The organism is Roseateles sp. T103, from assembly GCF_057219915.1.
The window spans coordinates 231568-249448 of record NZ_JBXVVS010000003.1; the positions used below are offsets into that span (position 1 = coordinate 231568).

At 70.4% G+C, this 17881-nt stretch carries 17 protein-coding genes; 13 read left to right on the plus strand and 4 right to left on the minus strand.

Features of this window, described 5'->3' with window-relative positions:
* Position 1 precedes the first annotated feature (1 nt).
* Together AC2EBS_RS11340 and gshB are read left to right on the plus strand one after the other, a co-directional pair.
* Positions 2-1177, plus strand: a complete 1176-nt coding sequence (locus AC2EBS_RS11340; RefSeq protein ID WP_484728529.1) for a benzoate/H(+) symporter BenE family transporter — start codon at positions 2-4, stop codon at positions 1175-1177.
* Between the two features lie 17 nt (positions 1178-1194).
* Positions 1195-2151, plus strand: a complete 957-nt coding sequence (gene gshB / locus AC2EBS_RS11345; RefSeq protein WP_484728530.1) for a glutathione synthase — start codon at positions 1195-1197, stop codon at positions 2149-2151.
* A gap of 37 nt (positions 2152-2188) precedes the next feature.
* On the opposite strand, the gene AC2EBS_RS11350 is transcribed toward gshB, so the two are convergent.
* Positions 2189-3199, minus strand: a complete 1011-nt coding sequence (locus tag AC2EBS_RS11350) for an HDOD domain-containing protein (RefSeq protein ID WP_484728531.1) — start codon at positions 3197-3199, stop codon at positions 2189-2191.
* A 194-nt stretch (positions 3200-3393) separates the two neighbouring features.
* Here AC2EBS_RS11350 and AC2EBS_RS11355 point away from each other — a divergent pair, with 194 nt between their 5' ends.
* A complete protein-coding gene (locus tag AC2EBS_RS11355; protein ID WP_484728532.1) occupies positions 3394-3582 on the plus strand; it encodes a hypothetical protein in 189 nt (62 codons plus the stop codon).
* A gap of 57 nt (positions 3583-3639) precedes the next feature.
* Positions 3640-4881, plus strand: coding sequence for an MFS transporter (locus tag AC2EBS_RS11360; protein WP_484728533.1), 1242 nt, complete (start codon positions 3640-3642; stop codon positions 4879-4881).
* A 15-nt stretch (positions 4882-4896) separates the two neighbouring features.
* Here AC2EBS_RS11360 and AC2EBS_RS11365 read toward each other — a convergent pair whose 3' ends face one another.
* The gene (locus tag AC2EBS_RS11365) at positions 4897-5322 is read right to left on the minus strand and encodes a hypothetical protein (RefSeq protein ID WP_484728534.1); all 426 of its coding nucleotides are present in this window, start codon (positions 5320-5322) and stop codon (positions 4897-4899) included.
* Positions 5323-5453: 131 nt separating this feature from the next.
* Here AC2EBS_RS11365 and AC2EBS_RS11370 point away from each other — a divergent pair, with 131 nt between their 5' ends.
* The 4 genes from AC2EBS_RS11370 to AC2EBS_RS11385 all read left to right on the plus strand — a co-directional run bounded on the left by AC2EBS_RS11370 (position 5454) and on the right by AC2EBS_RS11385 (position 10610).
* Positions 5454-6491, plus strand: a complete 1038-nt coding sequence (locus tag AC2EBS_RS11370) for an ABC transporter substrate-binding protein (RefSeq protein ID WP_484728535.1) — start codon at positions 5454-5456, stop codon at positions 6489-6491.
* Positions 6492-6514: 23 nt separating this feature from the next.
* A complete protein-coding gene (locus AC2EBS_RS11375; RefSeq protein ID WP_484728536.1) occupies positions 6515-8254 on the plus strand; it encodes a sensor histidine kinase in 1740 nt (579 codons plus the stop codon).
* Positions 8255-8319: 65 nt separating this feature from the next.
* A complete protein-coding gene (locus tag AC2EBS_RS11380) occupies positions 8320-10191 on the plus strand; it encodes an ATP-binding cassette domain-containing protein (protein ID WP_484728537.1) in 1872 nt (623 codons plus the stop codon).
* Positions 10188-10610 (plus strand): hypothetical protein, encoded by a 423-nt coding sequence (locus AC2EBS_RS11385; RefSeq protein WP_484728538.1) that lies wholly within the window; start codon positions 10188-10190, stop codon positions 10608-10610. Before AC2EBS_RS11380 ends, AC2EBS_RS11385 begins: the two co-directional genes overlap by 4 nt.
* A 14-nt stretch (positions 10611-10624) precedes the next feature.
* Here AC2EBS_RS11385 and AC2EBS_RS11390 read toward each other — a convergent pair whose 3' ends face one another.
* Entirely contained in the window at positions 10625-10783 is a 159-nt protein-coding gene (locus AC2EBS_RS11390; protein WP_484728539.1) for a hypothetical protein, read from the minus strand.
* 92 nt (positions 10784-10875) lie between these two features.
* On the opposite strand from AC2EBS_RS11390, the gene AC2EBS_RS11395 reads away from it, so the two are divergent.
* Complete coding sequence (locus AC2EBS_RS11395) at positions 10876-12441, plus strand: diguanylate cyclase domain-containing protein (protein WP_484728540.1); 1566 nt, start codon at positions 10876-10878, stop codon at positions 12439-12441.
* Positions 12442-12454: 13 nt separating this feature from the next.
* On the opposite strand, the gene AC2EBS_RS11400 is transcribed toward AC2EBS_RS11395, so the two are convergent.
* Entirely contained in the window at positions 12455-13951 is a 1497-nt protein-coding gene (locus AC2EBS_RS11400) for an aminotransferase-like domain-containing protein (protein WP_484728541.1), read from the minus strand.
* 199 nt (positions 13952-14150) lie between these two features.
* On the opposite strand from AC2EBS_RS11400, the gene AC2EBS_RS11405 reads away from it, so the two are divergent.
* Genes AC2EBS_RS11405 through AC2EBS_RS11420 form a run of 4 tightly spaced genes read left to right on the plus strand, consistent with a single transcriptional unit; the run spans position 14151 to position 17880 of the window.
* On the plus strand, positions 14151-15026 hold the full coding sequence (locus tag AC2EBS_RS11405) for a DMT family transporter (RefSeq protein WP_484728749.1): 876 nt from the start codon (positions 14151-14153) through the stop codon (positions 15024-15026).
* A gap of 3 nt (positions 15027-15029) precedes the next feature.
* Positions 15030-15809, plus strand: coding sequence for an aspartate/glutamate racemase family protein (locus AC2EBS_RS11410; protein WP_484728750.1), 780 nt, complete (start codon positions 15030-15032; stop codon positions 15807-15809).
* Positions 15806-17017 (plus strand): aminotransferase-like domain-containing protein, encoded by a 1212-nt coding sequence (locus tag AC2EBS_RS11415; RefSeq protein WP_484728542.1) that lies wholly within the window; start codon positions 15806-15808, stop codon positions 17015-17017. Before AC2EBS_RS11410 ends, AC2EBS_RS11415 begins: the two co-directional genes overlap by 4 nt.
* 20 nt (positions 17018-17037) lie before the next feature.
* Positions 17038-17880 carry a PhzF family phenazine biosynthesis protein gene (locus tag AC2EBS_RS11420; protein WP_484728543.1) on the plus strand — a complete coding sequence of 281 codons (843 nt, stop codon included), beginning with the start codon at positions 17038-17040 and terminating at the stop codon, positions 17878-17880.
* The last annotated feature ends 1 nt before the right edge of the window (position 17881 follow it).

Sequence of the window (17881 nt, forward strand, 5' to 3'; positions counted from 1 at the left end):
CATGAGCCGCCCGCCGCTGCGCCTGCAAGATCTTTCGCTCTCCGCCCTCGTCGCCGGTTTCGTCGCCGTGCTGGTGGGCTTCACCAGTTCGGTGGCCATCGTCTTCCAGGCCGCGCAGGCCCTGGGCGCGACGCCGGCGCAGACCAGTTCCTGGATCTGGGCGCTGGGCCTGGGCATGGGCGCGACCAGCCTGGGCCTGTCGCTGTGGACGCGCCAGCCGGTGCTGACCGCCTGGTCCACGCCTGGCGCGGCGCTGATCGCCGCGAGCTCCGGGCTCACGATGGCCGAGGGCATCGCCGCCTTCATCGCCTGCGGCGCGCTGATCCTGCTCTTCGGCATGACGCGCTGGTTCGAGCGCCTGATGGACCGCATCCCGATGGCGCTGGCCGCTGCGCTGCTGGCCGGCGTGCTGACGCGCTTCGGGCTGGATGCGGTGCTCGCCGCCAAGACCGCGCCGACGCTGGTGCTCGCCATGGCTGCGGCCTATCTGCTCGGCAAGCGCTGGCTGCCACGCTATGCGGTGCCGCTGGTGCTGCTGGCCGGCATCGCGGTGGCGGCGCTGCAGGGCCGGCTGCAGCTGAGCGCGGTGGACTGGGGCTGGGCGCAGCCGGTGTGGACCACGCCGCAGTTCAGCTGGCCGGCGCTGGTCGGCGTCGGGCTGCCGCTCTTCCTCGTCACCATGGCCTCGCAGAACCTGCCCGGCGTCGCCGCGCAGCGCGCTTCGGGCTACCAGGTGCCAGTCTCGCCCAGCATCACGGTGACAGGTCTTGCCAGCGTGTTGCTGGCGCCCTTCGGCGGCTATGCCTTCAATCTGGCGGCGATCACCGCGGCGATCTGCATGGGCCGCGAGGCGCACGAGGACCCGTCGCGGCGCTATATGGCCGCGGCCGCGGCCGGCGTGTTCTACATCGCCAGCGGCCTGGCCGGCGGCGCGGTGGTGGGCCTGCTGACGGCCTTCCCGCGCGAGCTGGTCGCGGCGGTGGCCGGCCTGGCGCTGCTCGGCACCATCGCCGGCGGCCTGGCCACCGCGCTGAAGGACGAGAAGCACCGCGACGCGGCGATCCTGACCTTCCTGGTCACGCTGTCGGGCCTGACGGTGCTGGGCATAGGCTCGGCCTTCTGGGGTGTGCTCGCCGGCGCGATCGCGCTATTGGTGCAACACTTCCGTTCCCGTTGAACGAAAGATTGCCTGTCATGAAACTTCTGTTCGTCGCCGATCCGCTGGAGAGCTTCAAGACCTACAAGGACACCACCTTCGCGATGATGCGCGAGGCGGCCCGGCGCGGCCACGAGCTCTGGGCCTGCGAGCCGCTGGACCTGGTGTGGCGCTCCGGCGGCCGCGTGGTGGCGCGCGGCGCGCGGGCGATCACGCTGACCGGCGATGCCAAGGCCTGGTTCGAGGTGGTCGCTACCGCCGAGCTGGCGCTGGTGGAGACCGATGCCGTCGTGATGCGCAAGGACCCGCCGTTCGACAGCGAGTACTTCTACGCCACGCACCTGCTCGGCCAGGCCGAGCGCGAAGGCGCCAAGGTGTTCAACAAGCCCGCGGCGCTGCGCGACCATCCCGAGAAGCTGGCGATCCTGGAGTTTCCGCAGTTCATCGGCCCGACGCTGGTGACGCGCAGCGACGCGGCGATCCGCGCCTTCCATGCCGAGCACCAGGACATCATCCTCAAGCCGCTCGACGGCATGGGCGGCATGGGCATCTTCCGCGTCGGCCCCGATGGCCTGAACCTGGGCTCCATCATCGAGACGCTGAACAAGGGCGGCGCCGAGACGGTGATGGTGCAGCGCTACCTGCCGGCCATCAAGGACGGTGACAAGCGCGTGCTGCTGATCGGCGGCGAGGTCGTGCCCTTCTGCCTGGCGCGCATTCCGCAGGGCAGCGAGATCCGCGGCAACCTGGCCGCCGGCGGCAAGGGCGTGGCCCAGGCGATCAGCGCGCGCGACCGCGAGATCGCGACGACGCTGGGCCCGATCCTGGCCGCGCGCGGCCTGCTGCTGGTGGGCCTGGACGTGATCGGAGACAGCCTCACCGAGATCAACGTCACCAGCCCGACCGGCTTCCAGGAAATCACGAATCAGAGCGGCTTCGACGTGGCCAAGATGTTCGTCGACGCGCTGGAGCGCGCGGTGGCCGCGGCGGGCTGAACCCTGAGACGAGCAACGAGATGAAGGCCGGCGCGGCTCAGACCGCCGCCTTGCTGCCGAAGAGCTGGTAGAGCTCGGCGATCAGCGAGCGCTCGGCCGGGCTCTCGGCCTGCTCGATGGCCTGGCGCGGCTCGGGCGGCAGGCCCAGCAGCTGGCGCTTGGCATTGCGATCGGCGAGCACCAGCGCATGAGCCAGGCTGTCGGGTGCCGCCGGCAACTGGCGTGCATGCACGTCCAGCGCGGCGATGGCTGCCACCGGGAAGTCCCAGTTCTGCGCGATGCGCAGGGCCAGGCGCGCGCTCAGCGCCGCCAGCCCTTGGTGAAAGGGCAGCGAGTCCGGCGCCGCCGCATCGGCATAGTGCCGGTCCAGCGCGCGCAGGCTGACGAGCCAGCCCGTCTGCGCTGCCATGCCGGCCAGGTAGGCGTCGAAGCCGTCGCCATGCGGCTGGCGCAGGAAGGCACAGCCATGCGCGCAGCGGTCCGCCAGATCCCACAGCCTCATATTGGCCTGGCGGCCGAACCGGCCCTGGCGGGCGCTGAACACCGGGCTGAGCATCACGCGGCTGACCAGCTGCTCCAGCCCGATCTGGCCGAGCAGCTGCACCGCCTCCTCGAGGCTGCGAATCTCCCGTGAGGGGCGATAGCGCGGCGAATTGGCCAGGCGCACCACCTCGCCGACCATGGCCTGGTCGCCGGACAGGTGGCTGGCCAGCTCGCGCACGGAGGCGTCCGGGCGGCGCACCAGCGAGAGCAGGCGGGGCAGCGCCGCCGGAAGGCGCGGCACCAGTGCAGCGTCGCGGCCGGCGGTGGTCAGTGCAGCCAGATGCGTCAGCACCTGCTGCTCGGCCGCGCTGGGCGCTGCCGCCTCGCGAGGCTCCAGCGCCAGCAGCCAGCCGCTGAAGCGAAGGTCCAGCGCCGGCTCAGCGGCGTGGGGCGGCCGCGAAGCCTCTGCGGCGGGGGGCGTCGGGGCTTGGGCCGTCAGCGCAGGCGGGCGGCTTGTCGCCGCCGCAGGCTCACGGCCCAGGAGTTTGCGCAGGGAACTCAACATGGTCTTGGTCGGGTCGGTGCTGTGCCCACGGGGCGGGCACAGGCGCTGGTTCGTGCCTAATCATCGCCTGTCTCGGCATCCCTCCACAGGGGGAGGACCCGCAGCCCGCAGCTGCGTCGTTTCAGGGTTAGTATGCTGCCGGACTTTGCGGCGAAGTGCGCTGCGCAGCCCCACCATTGCAGGGAGACCTCATCATGACGAAGCACACCCGTGCCTTGACCGTGGCGCTGCTCTTGCTGGCCGGGTTCGCCTACGGGCTGGGCTTTGTCTACGGGGCGGCGCTGCTGCTCGGGGCGGGTGCAGTGCTGGAAACCTGGTTCTGGATTCGCGTCGTGCGCCGCGCCGATGCGATGAGCGAGGAATCTGGCGGCCGCACTGGCTGAACAGCAAGGCGCCGTCGGCGCCGTGTCGCCCCGGTCGGCGGCGATACTGCGCCCACGATGAGCGCAACACGCCAGGCCTCCCCCGCACCGATCGAGACAGACGCCAATGGCCAGCTGCGCGCCGCGCTGCTGGTGATGCTGGCCGGCGTCTGCGCGGCCCTGCATGTGGGCAAGCTGGCGCCGGCCGTCACCGTGCTGGTCGAGGCGCTGGGCATGAGCCTGCTGCAGGCGGGCTTTCTGCTGTCGCTGGTGCAGCTGGCCGGCATGAGCCTGGGCCTGGCTTTCGGCAGCGTGGCCGACGCGCTGGGCTCGCGGCGCAGCATGCTCATCGGGCTCGCCGTGCTGGCCGCTGCCAGCACAGCCGGGGCGGCCGCCAGCCATGTGCTGCTGATGATGGTGCTGCGCGCGCTCGAAGGCTTCGGCTTCCTGCTCGTCGTGTTGCCGGCGCCGGGGTTGGTGCGCCGGCTCGCGCCGCCGGGCCGCGCCAGCGCGATGCTGGGCATGTGGGGCGGCTATATGCCGGCGGCCACCGCTGCCGCGCTGCTGTTCGGCCCGCTGTGCATCGGCGCGCTGGGCTGGCGGGCCTGGTGGCTGGTGCTCGGCCTCCTGACGGCGGCGATGGCGCTGTGGCTGGCCCGCGCCGTGCCAGAGCTGCCGCGCCTGCCGGCACCGGCCACGGTGGTCAGCACGGCGCGCTGGACCTCGCGGCTGCGCCGCACCGTCACCGCCGCGGGGCCCTGGCTGGTGGCACTGGGCTTTGCGGTCTATTCGGGGCAGTGGCTGGCGGTGATCGGTTTCCTGCCGACCATCTATGCGCAGGCCGGCGTGCCGGCCGGTGCGATCGGTGCGCTGACCGCGCTGGCCGCGGCGGTGAACATCGCCGGCAACATCAGCTCGGGCCAGCTGCTGCAGCGCGGCGTGCGGCCGCAGCGCCTGCTCGCCACCGGCTTTGCGGTGATGGGCCTGGCCGCGGTGGCCACCTTTGCCGGCGCGGCCGGCGCAGGACTGCCGGCATCGCTGCGCTACCTGGCGGTGCTGCTGTTCTCCGGCATGGGCGGGCTGATTCCGGGCACGCTGTTCGCGCTGGCCGTGCGCGTCGCGCCGGGCGAGGATACGCTGGGCACGACGGTGGGCTGGATGCAGCAGTGGTCGGCCGCGGGCCAGTTCCTCGGCCCGCCGCTGGTGGCGGCGCTGGCGGCGCGGGTCGGCGGCTGGCACTGGACCTGGCTGTTCACCGGTGCCTGTGCCATCACCGGCCTGGCACTGGCCGGGCTGCTGGCGCGGCGTCTGCAGCGCTGACGCCTGCCGCGAGGCCTAAGGCGCCGGCCGTGGCTGTGACGGCGCCGTGCGCCGCATCAGCACCAACAGGGCTGACAGCAGCGCGCCACCCAGCAGCAGGCCGAGCGCGCCCAGGCCCCAGGTCAGCCACAGCAGGGGCATCAGCCAGGGCAGCAGTCCTGGCATGTAGGCCAGCAGGTCCTGCAGCCAGGGCGCCAGGCTTTGCAGCAGTCGCACCAGGCCCTGCAGCGCGTCGAGCCCCAGCAGCTGGACTAGCCAGGGTGGCAGCTGCAACTCGGCCAGGTGGCGCGCTGCCTGTTCCAGCGCCTGGGCGATGCGGCCCGACTCGCCGGCGGCCAGGTGCAGTGCCTCCTGCAGCAGGCTGCCTGCGCCCCAGGCCAAGCTGCTCCACAGCGCCAGCGTGACCAGCACCAGTGCCCAGATCAATCCGTGCCAAAGCATTTGTCCTGCGTTCCTTATGCGCATGTCGCGATGTGCGCGTATCTTGCCCGTGACGGGGCAGGCCTGCCAGCAGTCGGGGGCATTACTTTGTGCCGTTTGCTATCCTGCCGGCCAAACAGGGAGCCACACCCATGAACGATCGGAGACGTTTCGTCCTTGATCTCGGCGCTGCGTCGCTGGGCGGCGTGGCGCTGCTGGCGCTGGCGCCCGCGGTCGCGACCGCGCAGACACGGCAGCGTGTGACGATGACGCTGCCGGGGCCGGGTAACCTGCTGTTCCTGCCCTTGTATCTGGCACCGCGCATTGGTGCCGATGTGGCCGAGGGGCTGGCGCTGGAACTGCGCTACGTCGGTGGTGGCCCGCTGGCGATGAAGCAGATGCTGGACCGCAACAGCGATTTCTCCGCCGCCGGCCTGTCCGCCGCAGCGCTGCAGCGCATCAATGGCTATCCGCTCGTCTGCATCGCGCCCTTGTCGCGGGTGCCGGGCTACACGCTGCTGGTGCGTCAGTCCTTGCGCAAGCAGGTGCGCAGCATCAAGGATCTGCGCGGCATGGTGGTGGGTGTGAAGGGCTATGCGCCGGGCGGCCGTTCGACCTCGCAGCTGTTTACCGAGTTCATGCTCGCCCGCGCAGGGCTGCGCGCCAATGAGGTGAACTATGTGTCGGTTGGGCAGGCTTATGCCAATCAGCAGGCAGCACTGGCCACCGGCGCCGTCGACGCGCTGATGGGCGACGAGCCCTTCGCCACGCTCTTGCAGCAGGACAAGGAAGCCTTCGCGCTGGCGGACTTCCATGACCCCAAGCAGACAAGAGAGCTGCTCGGCGGCCTGTTCCTGAACTCATGCCTGACCACACGCGAGGACATGGTGGCCGAGCGGGCCGAACTGGTCGGCCAGGTGGTGCGTATGGTCTCGCGCACCCTGACCTGGGTGGCGCAGAAGTCTGCCGCCGAGATCGCCACGGTGCTGTCGGCAGATGCTGGCGAGCGCGAGAAGCTGCTGCAGGTTCTGCAACGGAACAAGGGTATCTACTCGCCGGATGGCCGCTTCTCGGCGGAGCAGATTGCCACCACCGAGCGCTTCTTGCATGCCACCGAGCAGACGCCGGCGGCGCAGGCCTTCAAGCTGCAGAGCATGGTCAACGCCCGCTGGGCCGGCACCAGCCCCTGAGGCTGGCAATCGCGGCGGCATCGATGAGCGCTGAATCTGCAGACAAGCCGGACGAGCCGTCCTCCTCCGCATCGCCGGGTCTGGTGGCTTGGGCCGGTGCACGGCTGCGCGGGCTGTTCCTGGCGGGCAGCCTGCTGGGTGCGCTGCTGATCGTCTGGGGCTATCTCGGCAGCGTGCGCGCCAACCAGCAGGCGACCGCACAGGCGACCCTGGTGCATGTGCAGCGCAGCTATGAGCTTCAGCAGCAGAACTGGTTGCGCAATGCCGATGAAGTCAAGGCGCAGATCGACTTCATGCGCATCTTCGGCCCTGGCGAGACGCGACCCCTGCTGCGTCTGCGTGCCTACTTCTCCGCCATGGAGGGCAAGGTCGAGCGTTTTCCTGCGGGGCTGGTGCTGAACGCCGCCGGCAAAGTCATCTTCAGCTATGGGCAGGACGGCGCCGCCTTGAGCGCCGCGCTGCGCGAGGGCGAGCCGCTGCCGGCGATGTGGCTGGAGGAGCAGCGCCGCGAGCTGCATCACCTGCTGGCGGTGCCGCTGTGGCTGGGCGAGCAAGGGCAGGGCCGGCTGGTGCTGCTTCAGCCCATGGGCAATGCGGTGATGCGTCAGCTGGCCCCGCCGGGTACGCGGCTGCTGCTGGCGCATCAGGGACGGGTGCTGGCCAGTTCCGAGGGCTCGGTCGAGGTCGGCGCGATGCTCAACACCGATTTCGAGGGACGCATGGCGGAGGGTGAGGGCATCCAGTTCCAGCGCCTGTTCCCGGCTCATGCCGAGCAGCCGTCGGGCCCGCTGCTGGTGCTGCAGCAGCAGATGAGCGATCCGGTGCCCACCTTTCTTGTCGTGGGCGCCCTGGTGCTGCTGCTGGCCGTGCTGGCCCAGCTGCTGTGGCTGCGCAGCCTGAATGTGAACCTGGAGCAGCGCGTGGCCAGGCGCACGACCGAGCTGGCGCGGCGCAATGCCGAGCTTGCGCAGGCGCTCGACGAACTGCAGCGCACGCGCGACGAGCTGGTCGAGTCAGAGAAGCTGGCGGCCCTGGGCTCGATGGTGGCGGGCATCGCGCATGAGCTCAACACCCCCATTGGCAATGGCGTGACCGTGGCGAGCACGCTGGGCGAGATGAGCCAGGCGATGCGCAGGACCATGGACACCGGCATCAAGCGCTCGGCGCTGCAGGCCTTTCTCGACGATTCGGTGGCCGCCAGCGAGATCCTGCAGCGGAATCTGGAACGTGCCGCAGAACTGATCACCAGCTTCAAGCAGGTGGCGGTCGACCAGACCAGCTCGCAGCGGCGCAGCTTCCTGCTGCATGACACGGTTTCCGAGGTGCTGGTGGCCATGTCGCCCTCGCTGAAGCGATCGGGCTGCGCGGTCAGGCTCATCGAGAGCGATGAGCAGATCCGCATGGACAGCTACCCCGGCCCCCTGGGGCAGGTGCTGCTCAACCTGGTCAACAACAGCCTGCTTCATGGCTATGCGGACAGGGATGCCGGTGAAGTCCGCATCAGCATCGACAGGCTGGGCGCCGCCGAGGTGGCGATCGAGGTGGCCGACGACGGGGCGGGCATCGCGTCGGAGCACCAGGCGCGCATCTTCGAGCCCTTCTTCACCACCCGGCTGGGCAAGGGCGGGTCGGGACTGGGGCTGAGCATCACGCGCAACATTGTCACGGGCACGCTCGGCGGCCGGATTTCCGTGTCCAGCAAGCCCGGCGACGGCACCCAGGTGCGGCTGGTCCTGCCGCTGACGGCTCCGCTGAAGGCCTGAGCGGTTCGCGAGGTGCGGGCAGGCCGCTGCCGCAGCCCGGGCGGCGCGTCGCCGACAATCGCGGCATGGCAGTCCTCTCCATCACCAATGCCCATCTCGCCTTCGGCCATGTGCCGCTGCTCGATGGTGCCAACTTCGCCCTCGAGACCGGCGAGCGTGTCGGCCTGATCGGCCGCAACGGCAGCGGCAAGTCCTCGCTGCTGAAGATCCTCGCTGGTATCGAGAAGCTCGACGACGGCCTGCTGCAGCTGCAGCAGGGGCTGAGCAGCGTCTATGTGCCGCAGGAGCCCGAGCTGAACCCTCAGGCGACGATCTTCGACGTGGTCAGCGAGGGCGTGGCCGAGGCCAAGGCGCTGCGCGAACGCTTCGAGCGCCACGATCCGGACGACGACCTGGCCTGGGTGCAGGAGCGCATCGAGCACATCGGCGGCTGGACCTGGGAGCAGCGCGTCGACGAGACGCTGCAGCGCCTGGGCCTGGACGGCTCGCGCGTGATCGGCACGCTGTCGGGCGGCCTGAAGAAGCGCGTCGCGCTGGCGCGCGCGCTGGTGGCGCAGCCCGATGTGTTGCTGCTCGATGAGCCCACCAACCACCTGGACTTGGATGCGATCGCCTGGCTGGAAGGCTTGCTCAACGAGTTCAAGGGCTCGCTGCTGCTGATCACCCACGACCGCGCCTTCCTCGACAAGGTCTGCAACCGCATCGTCGAGCTGGACCGCGGCCAGCTGCGCGGCTATCCGGGTAACTTCGCCGCCTTCCAGGCCGCCAAAGCCTACGAGCTGGAGAACGAGGCGCTGGCCAATGCGCGCTTCGACAAGCTGCTTGCGCAGGAAGAGGTGTGGATACGCAAGGGCGTGGAGGCACGACGCACGCGCAGCGTGGCGCGCGTGGCGCGGCTGCACGAGATGCGCGCGGCGCGGGCTGCGCGGCGCGACGTGCAGGGCAAGGTGAAGCTGGACATCGACAGCGGCGGCAGCAGCGGCAAGATCGTCGCGGAGCTGGAGAACGTCAGCAAGCGCTACGGCGACCGGCTGATCGTCGACAACTTCAGCACCACCATCCTGCGCGGCGACAAGATCGGCCTGGTCGGTCCCAACGGCGCCGGCAAGACCACGTTGCTCAAGCTGATCCTGGGCGAGTTGCAGCCCGACAGCGGCACCGTGCGCCTGGGCAGCAAGCTCAGCGTTGCCTACTTTGACCAGATGCGCGACGCGCTGAATCTGGACGCCACACTGGCCGACACCATCAGCCCCGGCAGCGAATGGATCGAGATCGGCAACCAGCGCAAGCATGTGAAGAGTTATCTGGGCGACTTCCTGTTCTCGCCGGCGCGCGCCGATTCGCCGGTGAAGAGCCTGTCCGGCGGCGAGCGCAACCGCCTCCTTCTCGCACGGCTTTTTGCACGTCCGGCCAATGTGCTGGTGCTTGACGAGCCGACCAACGACCTGGACATCGAGACGCTGGAGCTGCTGGAGGAACTGCTGGCCGATTACGACGGCACGGTTTTCCTCGTCAGCCATGACCGGCGCTTCCTCGACAACGTGGTGACCAGCACCATCGTCAGCGAGGGCAATGGCCGCTGGCGCGAGTACGAGGGCAATATCGAGGACTGGCTGATCCAGTCCAAGCGCGCTGCTGCACTGGCCGCGAAGGCGGCGCCAGCGCCTGCGGTGGCGGCCGCTCCTGCGCCTGCCGCAGCGCCGGCGGTCGCGACCAAGCGCAAGCTCAGCTACAAGGAGCAGCGCGAACTCGAGGAGCTGCCCGGCCGCATCGCTGCGCTGGAGAGCGAGCAGGCTGAACTCAATGCGCAGATCGCCGGCACCGAGCTCTACAGCCAGGGCGCGGCACGCATTGCCGAGGTGACGGCACGTGCCGGCCAGATCGAGGAAGAGCTGCTGGCGTTGCTGGAGCGCTGGGAAGCGCTGGAGGCCCGATGAGCCAGCACACCAGCGACGCTTCGCAGGCTGTGGCCTTGCGGCAGGAATGGCTGCTGCTGCAGGGGCAGCACGAGTCCTACGAGCTCTGGGCCTTGATCGTCAAGCTTGCGGCTGTCGTGCTGCTGGCCTGTTCCCCCGCTTCTGCCGTGGCACTCGCAGTCTTGCTGTTGTCGCTGTGGGTCATGGACGCGGTGCTCAAGACCTTTCAGGCGCGACTGGGCGAGCGCCTGCTGCGCATCGAGACCTTGCTGCGCCGGCCCGACGATGGCGTTGCGGCTGCGATGCAGCTGCACAGCGACTGGCAGGCCGGCAAGCCTGGCGTCGCCGGGCTGCTCGGCGCGTATGCGCGCGCCGCCTGCCGGCCAACGGTCGCATTTCCCTATCCGCTGTTGATCGCACTGGCGCTGCTGCTGGGCTGAGCGGCGCAGCAGCCTCAGCTTGGCTTGCGCGGCAGCCTGGCCGCAGGAACGAGCGCACCCGAGCCGTTCAGCTGCACGACCTGCAACAGCCTGCGGGGATTGGTGCGCACGCCCTCCAGCGGATCGACCATCAGGAGACGGAGCTCGAGCGGTGCCTCGGCGCTGAGGCTCATCGGTTCTTGCCGCGGTGTGGTTTTCTTCGTCAGTGATCCTGGCCGGTGGTGCGCGACCGATACTTGCATGGCCAGGCAGACAGAGGTGTTGGATGGGACTGCGAGTCAAGGTGGCGCTCTGGGTACTGATGCTGTACCTGCTCAGCGGTGGCCTGAGCCTGTGGCTGCTGCGCGTGCAGGTGCTGGACAGCTATGGCGAGGTGGATCGCCTGGAGGCGGTGGACAAGTTCGGGCAGCTGCTGATGGCGCTCGAAGACCAGTTCCTCCAGGTCGATCTGGCCCTGCGCGAGTGGAGCAACTGGGACGATCTGCTGCTGCATGTGCGTCGCGCAGATCCGGCGTTCGCGGCGCGCAACCTCAGCGCGCAGGCGTTGGAGCCGTCCAATCTGGTCTGGCTGGCCGTGCATCGCCAGGATGGCTCGCTGGCCGTCAATGTGAGCGCCCCCGACGGCGCCCGCCTGGGACTGCCGGGCGCGCTGGAGCCGTCCGTGCAGCTGCGGCTGCGCAGCGGCGGTCTGGCTGCGCAGGCGGAAGCGCTGCCCTGCGGGCTGGCGCGTGCGGGCACAGCGCTGATGATGCTCTGCCAGCGGCCCTTGCTGGGCAGCAGCGGGCAGCCAGCGGCGGGCGCTGTGGCCGTGGTCACCGTGGCGGTGCCGCTTGGTCAGCATGTGCTGGCAGCGGTGACGCGGCGTAGCGAGATGGCCTTCGCTGTCCGCCCGGTCGAGGCCACCGAGGCCTTGGCGGGCGAGGCGCTGGCTGTCGAGCTGCCGGCAATGGCCGGGCAGGGGCCGCTGCGCATGGAGCAGCAGCGCGACCGGGTGCAGCTGAGCTGGCCGCTGCGCGACATCTCGGGCGTGCCTGTGGCCGCGCTGGAGGCTGCCTGGCCCCGGCGGGAGATGGAGCGGGGCAAGCAGCTGCTACGCCGGATCAGCTGGATGATGGCGGGCCTGGCTGCGGCGCTGGCCTTGGGCATCGGGATCGCGATCGATCGCATCGTCGTCGTGCGACTGGCGCGGCTGGGACGCCAGATGGAGCAGATCCAGGGGCGGCGGGATTGGCTGCAACGAGTCTCCGTGCAAGGCAAGGACGAGATCTCGGCCCTGGCGCGAGGTTCCAACGAGTTCCTGGGCATCATTGCCGATCAGGTGCAGACCCTGGAGCGGCTGTCGCAGACCGACCCGCTGACGGGTCTGAGCAATCGTCGCGGCCTGGAGATCCGGCTGCAGCAGGCGCTGCGGCAGCATCGGCGTGACGGCCGGCCGCTGTGCCTGCTGATGGCGGACGTCGACTTCTTCAAGGCCTATAACGATCGCTACGGCCACCAGCAGGGCGACCAGGCGCTGAAGGTCGTGGCTGACTGCCTGTCCGGCGCCGCCCGGCGGCCCGGCGATATGGCGGCGCGGCTCGGCGGCGAGGAGTTCGCCGTGGTGCTGGTCGATACCGACCTGGCCGGCGCCAGGCGCTGCGCCGAGTCGCTGCAGCAGTCCTTGCGGCAGGCTGCCGTCGTTCATGAAGGTGGCGTGGCCGACGGCTTGCTGACTGTCAGTCTGGGTGTCGCGCTGGCGCAGGACGAGGAGAGCGCGGATTCGCTCTACCGGCGCGCCGACGAGGCGCTGTACCGCGCCAAGCAGCGCGGGCGAAATCGCTTGAGCGAGTGAGCCACGCGCTGCGCTAGCGTGCCAGCAGCGCGTCTCTGTCTCGCTTCAGCTGACGCCAGAACTTCGCGTCCTGCGCAGTGGCGAAGTTCACGCGCATCAGCGCGCCGGGCTGGCGCGTGGCGCTGAACAGCAGGCCCGGCGAGATGCGCCAGCCGGCGTCGAGCAGGCGCTGCGCGAGCTGTTCGGTATCGACGCCCGCATCCACCCAGCCGAACAGGCCCTGCGGCGGTGTGACGAAGCGGCAGCCGGCGTCCAGCGCCAGGCGCACGACGCGCTGGCGTGCGGCATCCAGGCGCGTCTGCACGCGCTCGGCATGACGGCGCAGCTGGCCCTGCTCCAGGCACAGCGCCACGGCGCGCTCCAGCAGCGGGCTGCTGGTCAGCGTCTGCAGCAGCTTGGCTTCGGTGAGCAGTGCGATGCGCTCGGGGCTGGCCGCCACATAGCCGACGCGGAAGGCCGGCGTGAGGATCTTGGCGAAGCCCGAGACATAGACGCTGCGCCGCAAGCCGTCCAGCGCGGCCAGGCGCGGCGCATGGTTGGGCGCGAGGAAGGCATAGGTATCGTCCTCGACGATGAGGAAGTCGCCGGCCTCGGCGAGCTGCAGGATGCGGTGCGCCGCGGCCAGCGTCAGCGTATTGCCGGTCGGGTTGTGCAGCACCGAGACGGTGACGTAGGCGCGCGGACGGTGCTGTTCGACCAGGCGGGCCATCACGTCCAGGTCCGGGCCATCGCTGCCGCGCGGCACCGGCAGCAAGCGCATGCCGGCTTGCGTCAGGCGCGCGTACTCGATCGCCCAGCCAGGCTCGTCAACCAGCACCGCATCGCCCGGCTTGAGCAGATTGCGCGTGATCAGGTCCAGCGCATGGGTGGCGCCGACGGTGGTGACGATCTGCTCCGGCGCGGCGACGATGCCCAGGTCGCTCAGGCGCTGCGCCAGCGCCACGCGCAGCCGCTCGTCGCCGGCGGGCTCGCCGTATTGCAGCATCAGCTGGCCGCCGGCGTCGTCGCTCTGCGCGACGACGCGGCGCATCGCCGTCTGCAGCATCGCCAGGTCCAGCCACTCGGCCGGCAATGTGCCGAGGCCGGGCGCGGTGCGCGCATCGGCCTGGAACATGCCGCGGATCAGTGTGCTGGCATCGAGCGGCGCCTCGGCGCCGGGCAGGCTTCGACTGCGCCGCCCGGTGGCGCGCTCGGCCGGGCCGAGGTGCGGTGCAGCGGGCGCCGTTGGCGGCATGGTGGTGGCTCCGTCGCGCACGAAGAAGCCGCGCTGCTTGCGCGCCTCCAGCAGGCCTTGCGCGAGCAGCTGGTCGTAGGCGGCCACCACGGTGTAGGGGCTCACGCCGTGGCGTTGCGCGCAGTCGCGCACCGAGGGCAGTCGCGCACCGGGCAGCAGCAGGCGCTGGCGGATGCGCTCGGCATAGCGTTGCGCCAGCTGCTGCGCCAGCGGCATGCTGGAGCCGCGCGACAGCGTCTGGGTATCGCGGCTGCTGCCAGATGTATTGGTGTCCATGCCGATACAGTGAGATGTTGTGTGCGCCAAAGTGTATTGGTGCTGTGTTGGTGATGCATCCTAGACTGCATAGCCCATGGACAGCAAGAGCAGCAACACCATCGACGCAAGCCCGGGCCTGTCCGGTGCAGCAGGCACGTGCGCCGCTGCAAGCCTGGCGTCGCCGCAGGCGGACGAAGCGCGTACGCTGCGTCGCGCCATGCTGCTGGGCCTGCTGGGGGTGTTCATCTTTGCGCTCAGCATCCCGATGACGCGGCTGGCCAGCGGCAGCGCCGCGGCGCCGCAGCTGGACGCAGTGTTCGTCGCGCTGGGCCGCGCGGCGCTGGCCGGGCTGTGCTCGATCGTCTACCTGGTGGCGGTGCGGGCGCGCTGGCCGCGGCGCAGCGAATGGCCGCTGCTGGCCTGGACGGCGGCGGGCGTGGTGTTCGGCTGGCCGCTGCTGCTGGGCTGGGCGGTGCTGTATGTGGATGCGGTACATGCCGCGGTGGTGTCGGGCGTGCTGCCGCTGGCCACCGCGACGCTGGCGGCGTTGGTGATGCGCCAGCGGCCCTCGGCCGGCTTCTGGGCCTGCGCGTTGGCCGGGCTGGCGCTGGTGGTGGGCTTCGCCGCCTGGCGCGGCGCGGGCGGCCTGCAGTGGGCGGACGCCTTGCTGCTTGGCGCTGTGCTGGCGGCTGCCTGGGGCTATGTGGGCGGCGCGCGGCTGAGCACGAGCCTGCCGCCACAGCAGGTGATCTGTTGGGTGCTGGTGCTCAGCCTGCCGCTGACGCTGCCGGTGGCGCTGCTGTACTGGCCGGCGCAGCCGGTGGGCGCGGCGGCCTGGGGCGGCTTTCTCTACGTGTCGCTGTTCTCGATGTGGCTGGGCTTCTTCGCCTGGTATCGCGCCCTGGCGCTGGGCGGTACGCTGCGCGTCAGCCAGGTGCAGGTGCTGCAGCCATTCCTGTCGATGCTGCTGGCGGTGCCGCTGCTGGGCGAGGCGCTGGATCCGATGACGCTGGCCTTCGGGCTGGCGGTGGTGGCGGTGGTGGCGGTGGTGTGGCTGGGCAAGCGCATGCCGGTGGACAGCAGGGGGGGCTGATTGATGAGGACACTTGGGATCCTGGGTGGCATGAGCTGGGAGAGCAGCGCGCTGCTCTACCAACTGCTGAACGAAGGCGTCGCGGCGCGGCTGGGCGGCCTGCACAGCGCGCGGCTGATCATGCACAGCGTGAACTTCGCCGAGATCGAGGCGCTGCAACGCAGCGGCGACTGGGCCACGGCCGGCCGGCTGCTGGCGCGTGCCGGCGCCGGGCTGAAGGCGGCAGGCGCCGAAGGCCTGCTGATCGCGACCAACACCATGCACAAGCTGGCTGACGCGATCGAGGCGGGCAGCGGCCTGCGGCTGATCCACATCGTCGACGCCACCGCGCTGGCGCTGCGCGATGCCGGCGTCAGCCGTGCCGGCCTGCTGGCGACGCGCTACACGATGGAGCAGGACTTCTACCGCCAGCGTCTGGCCCGCCATGGCATCGAGATGGTGCTGCCGTCGCCGGATGCGCGTGCCGAGGTGCACCGCGTGATCTTCGACGAGCTGTGCCGCGGCCAGGTGCTGCCGGCCTCGCGCCAGCGCTACCAGGCGGTGGTGAAGGAACTCGCCGCCGCTGGCGCGCAGGGCGTGATCCTCGGCTGCACCGAGATCAGCCTGCTGCTGGACCCGCAGGATGCGAAGGCCTGGAGCCCGGTGCCGCTGTTCGACAGCACGCGGCTGCATGCCGAGGCGGCGCTGGACTGGATGCTGGCGGCCGCGCCGGCTGGTCCACAATCGATGCCTTCATCCGCCGGCGCGAGCACGGCGGCACATATCGGAGAGAAACAGCCATGAGCACCGTCTGGACCCAGGCCCGTCGCGCGGCCCGCATGAACCCGTCCATCATCCGCGAGATCCTCAAGGTCACCGAGAAGCCCGGCATCCTGTCGATGGCCGGCGGCCTGCCTTCGGCCGACACCTTCCCGGTGGACGCGATCAAGGCCGCCTGCGACCGCGTGCTCAGCCAGCATCCGCGCGAGGCGCTGCAGTACGCCGCCAGCGAGGGCTTCGCACCGCTGCGCGAGTGGGTCGCGGCGCGCGCCGCCGCGCTGGGCATGAGCGTCACGCCGGACCAGGTGCTGATCACCAGCGGCTCGCAGCAGGGCCTGGACCTGATCGGCAAGATCATGTGCGACGCCGGCGCGCCGGTGGCGGTGGAGACGCCCACCTATCTGGGCGCGCTGCAGGCCTTCAATCCCTTCGAGCCGATCTACGCCAGCCTGGCCAGCGACGCCGGGGGCGTGCGTCCCGAGGCGCTGCGCGCGCTGCCGCACGACGCGCCGGGCACGCGCTTCGCCTATCTGCTGCCCAACTACCAGAACCCCACCGGCCGCGTGATGAACGCCGCGCGCCGCCAGGAGGTGGTGGCCGCAGCGCAGGCTGCGGGCGTGCCCATCATCGAGGACAACCCCTACGGCGATCTCTGGTTCGACCAGCCGCCGCCGGCCTCGCTCGCCTCGCTGTGGCCCGAGGGCAGCGTCTATCTGGGTTCGTTCTCCAAGGTGCTGACGCCGGGCTTCCGCCTGGGCTACATGATCGCGCCCGCCGAGCTCTATCCGAAGCTGCTGCAGGCCAAGCAGGCCGCCGACCTGCACACGCCGGGCTTCAACCAGCGCGTGGTCTACGAGGTGGTCAAGGACGGCTTCCTCGATCAGCATGTGCCGAAGATCCGCGCGCTCTACAAGGCCAACCGGGACGCGATGGCCGTGGCGCTGCGCGAGCACCTGCCGGCCGGCTGCGAATGGCAGAGCCCCGAGGGCGGCATGTTCTTCTGGATCCGCCTGCCCGAGGGCTTCGACGCGATGGCGCTGCTTGAGACCGCGGTGGAGGCTGGCGTCGCCTTCGTGCCCGGCGCGGCCTTCTACGCGCAGCGGCCCGACCCGCGCACGATGCGCCTGTCCTTCGTGACGCTGACGCCCGAGCTGATCGCCGACGGCGTGGCCATCCTCGGCCGCGTGCTGCGCGAGGCGCTGGCCGAGGCGCCGGCGCTGAGTACCCCCTGAATCTGTCTGGAGCCCGAGCGATGAGCGAGCTGCGCCGTTTCGTGCAAGTCGATGTGTTCACTGCCCAGCCGCTGAAAGGCAATCCGCTCGCCGTGGTGGTCGATGCGGCGGGCTTGAGCGACGAGCAGATGGCGGCCTTCGCGCGCTGGACCAATCTCAGCGAGACCACCTTCCTGCTGCCGCCCACCGATCCGGCGGCCGACTACCGCGTGCGCATCTTCACGCCGGGCGGCGAGCTGCCCTTTGCCGGCCATCCAACGCTGGGCTCTGCGCATGCCTGGCTGGCCTCGGGCGGCGATCCGAAGAAGCCCGGCGAACTGGTGCAGCAGTGCGGCATCGGCCTGGTGCGCGTGAAGCGCGATGGCGCGCGGCTGGCCTTCGCCGCGCCGCCGCTGCGCCGCAGCGGACCGGTGCAGGATCCGGCGCTGCGCGAGCAGGTGCTGCGCTCGCTGCGCATTGCCGAAGACGAGCTGCTCGACCTGGTCTGGGTGGACAACGGTCCCGGCTGGATGGCCGCACGCCTGAAGGACGCCGCTACGGTGCGCGCGCTGCAGCCGGACTTCGTCGCGATGAAGGGACTCAAGCTCGGCGTCGTCGGCCCGCAGCCGCTCGGCAGCGACACGCAGTTTGAGCTGCGCGCCTTCGTGCCCGCGCTGGGCGTGCCCGAGGACCCGGTGACCGGCAGCCTCAATGCCGGCGTGGCGCTCTGGTTGCAGGGCGCCGGGCTGGCGCCGGAGCGCTACATCGCCGCGCAGGGTTCGGCGCTGGGGCGCGATGGCCGCGTGCATGTCTGGCGTGACGGCGATCTGACCTGGATCAGTGGCGAGGTGACGCCGCTGATCCATGGTCAGGTTAAGCTTTGAC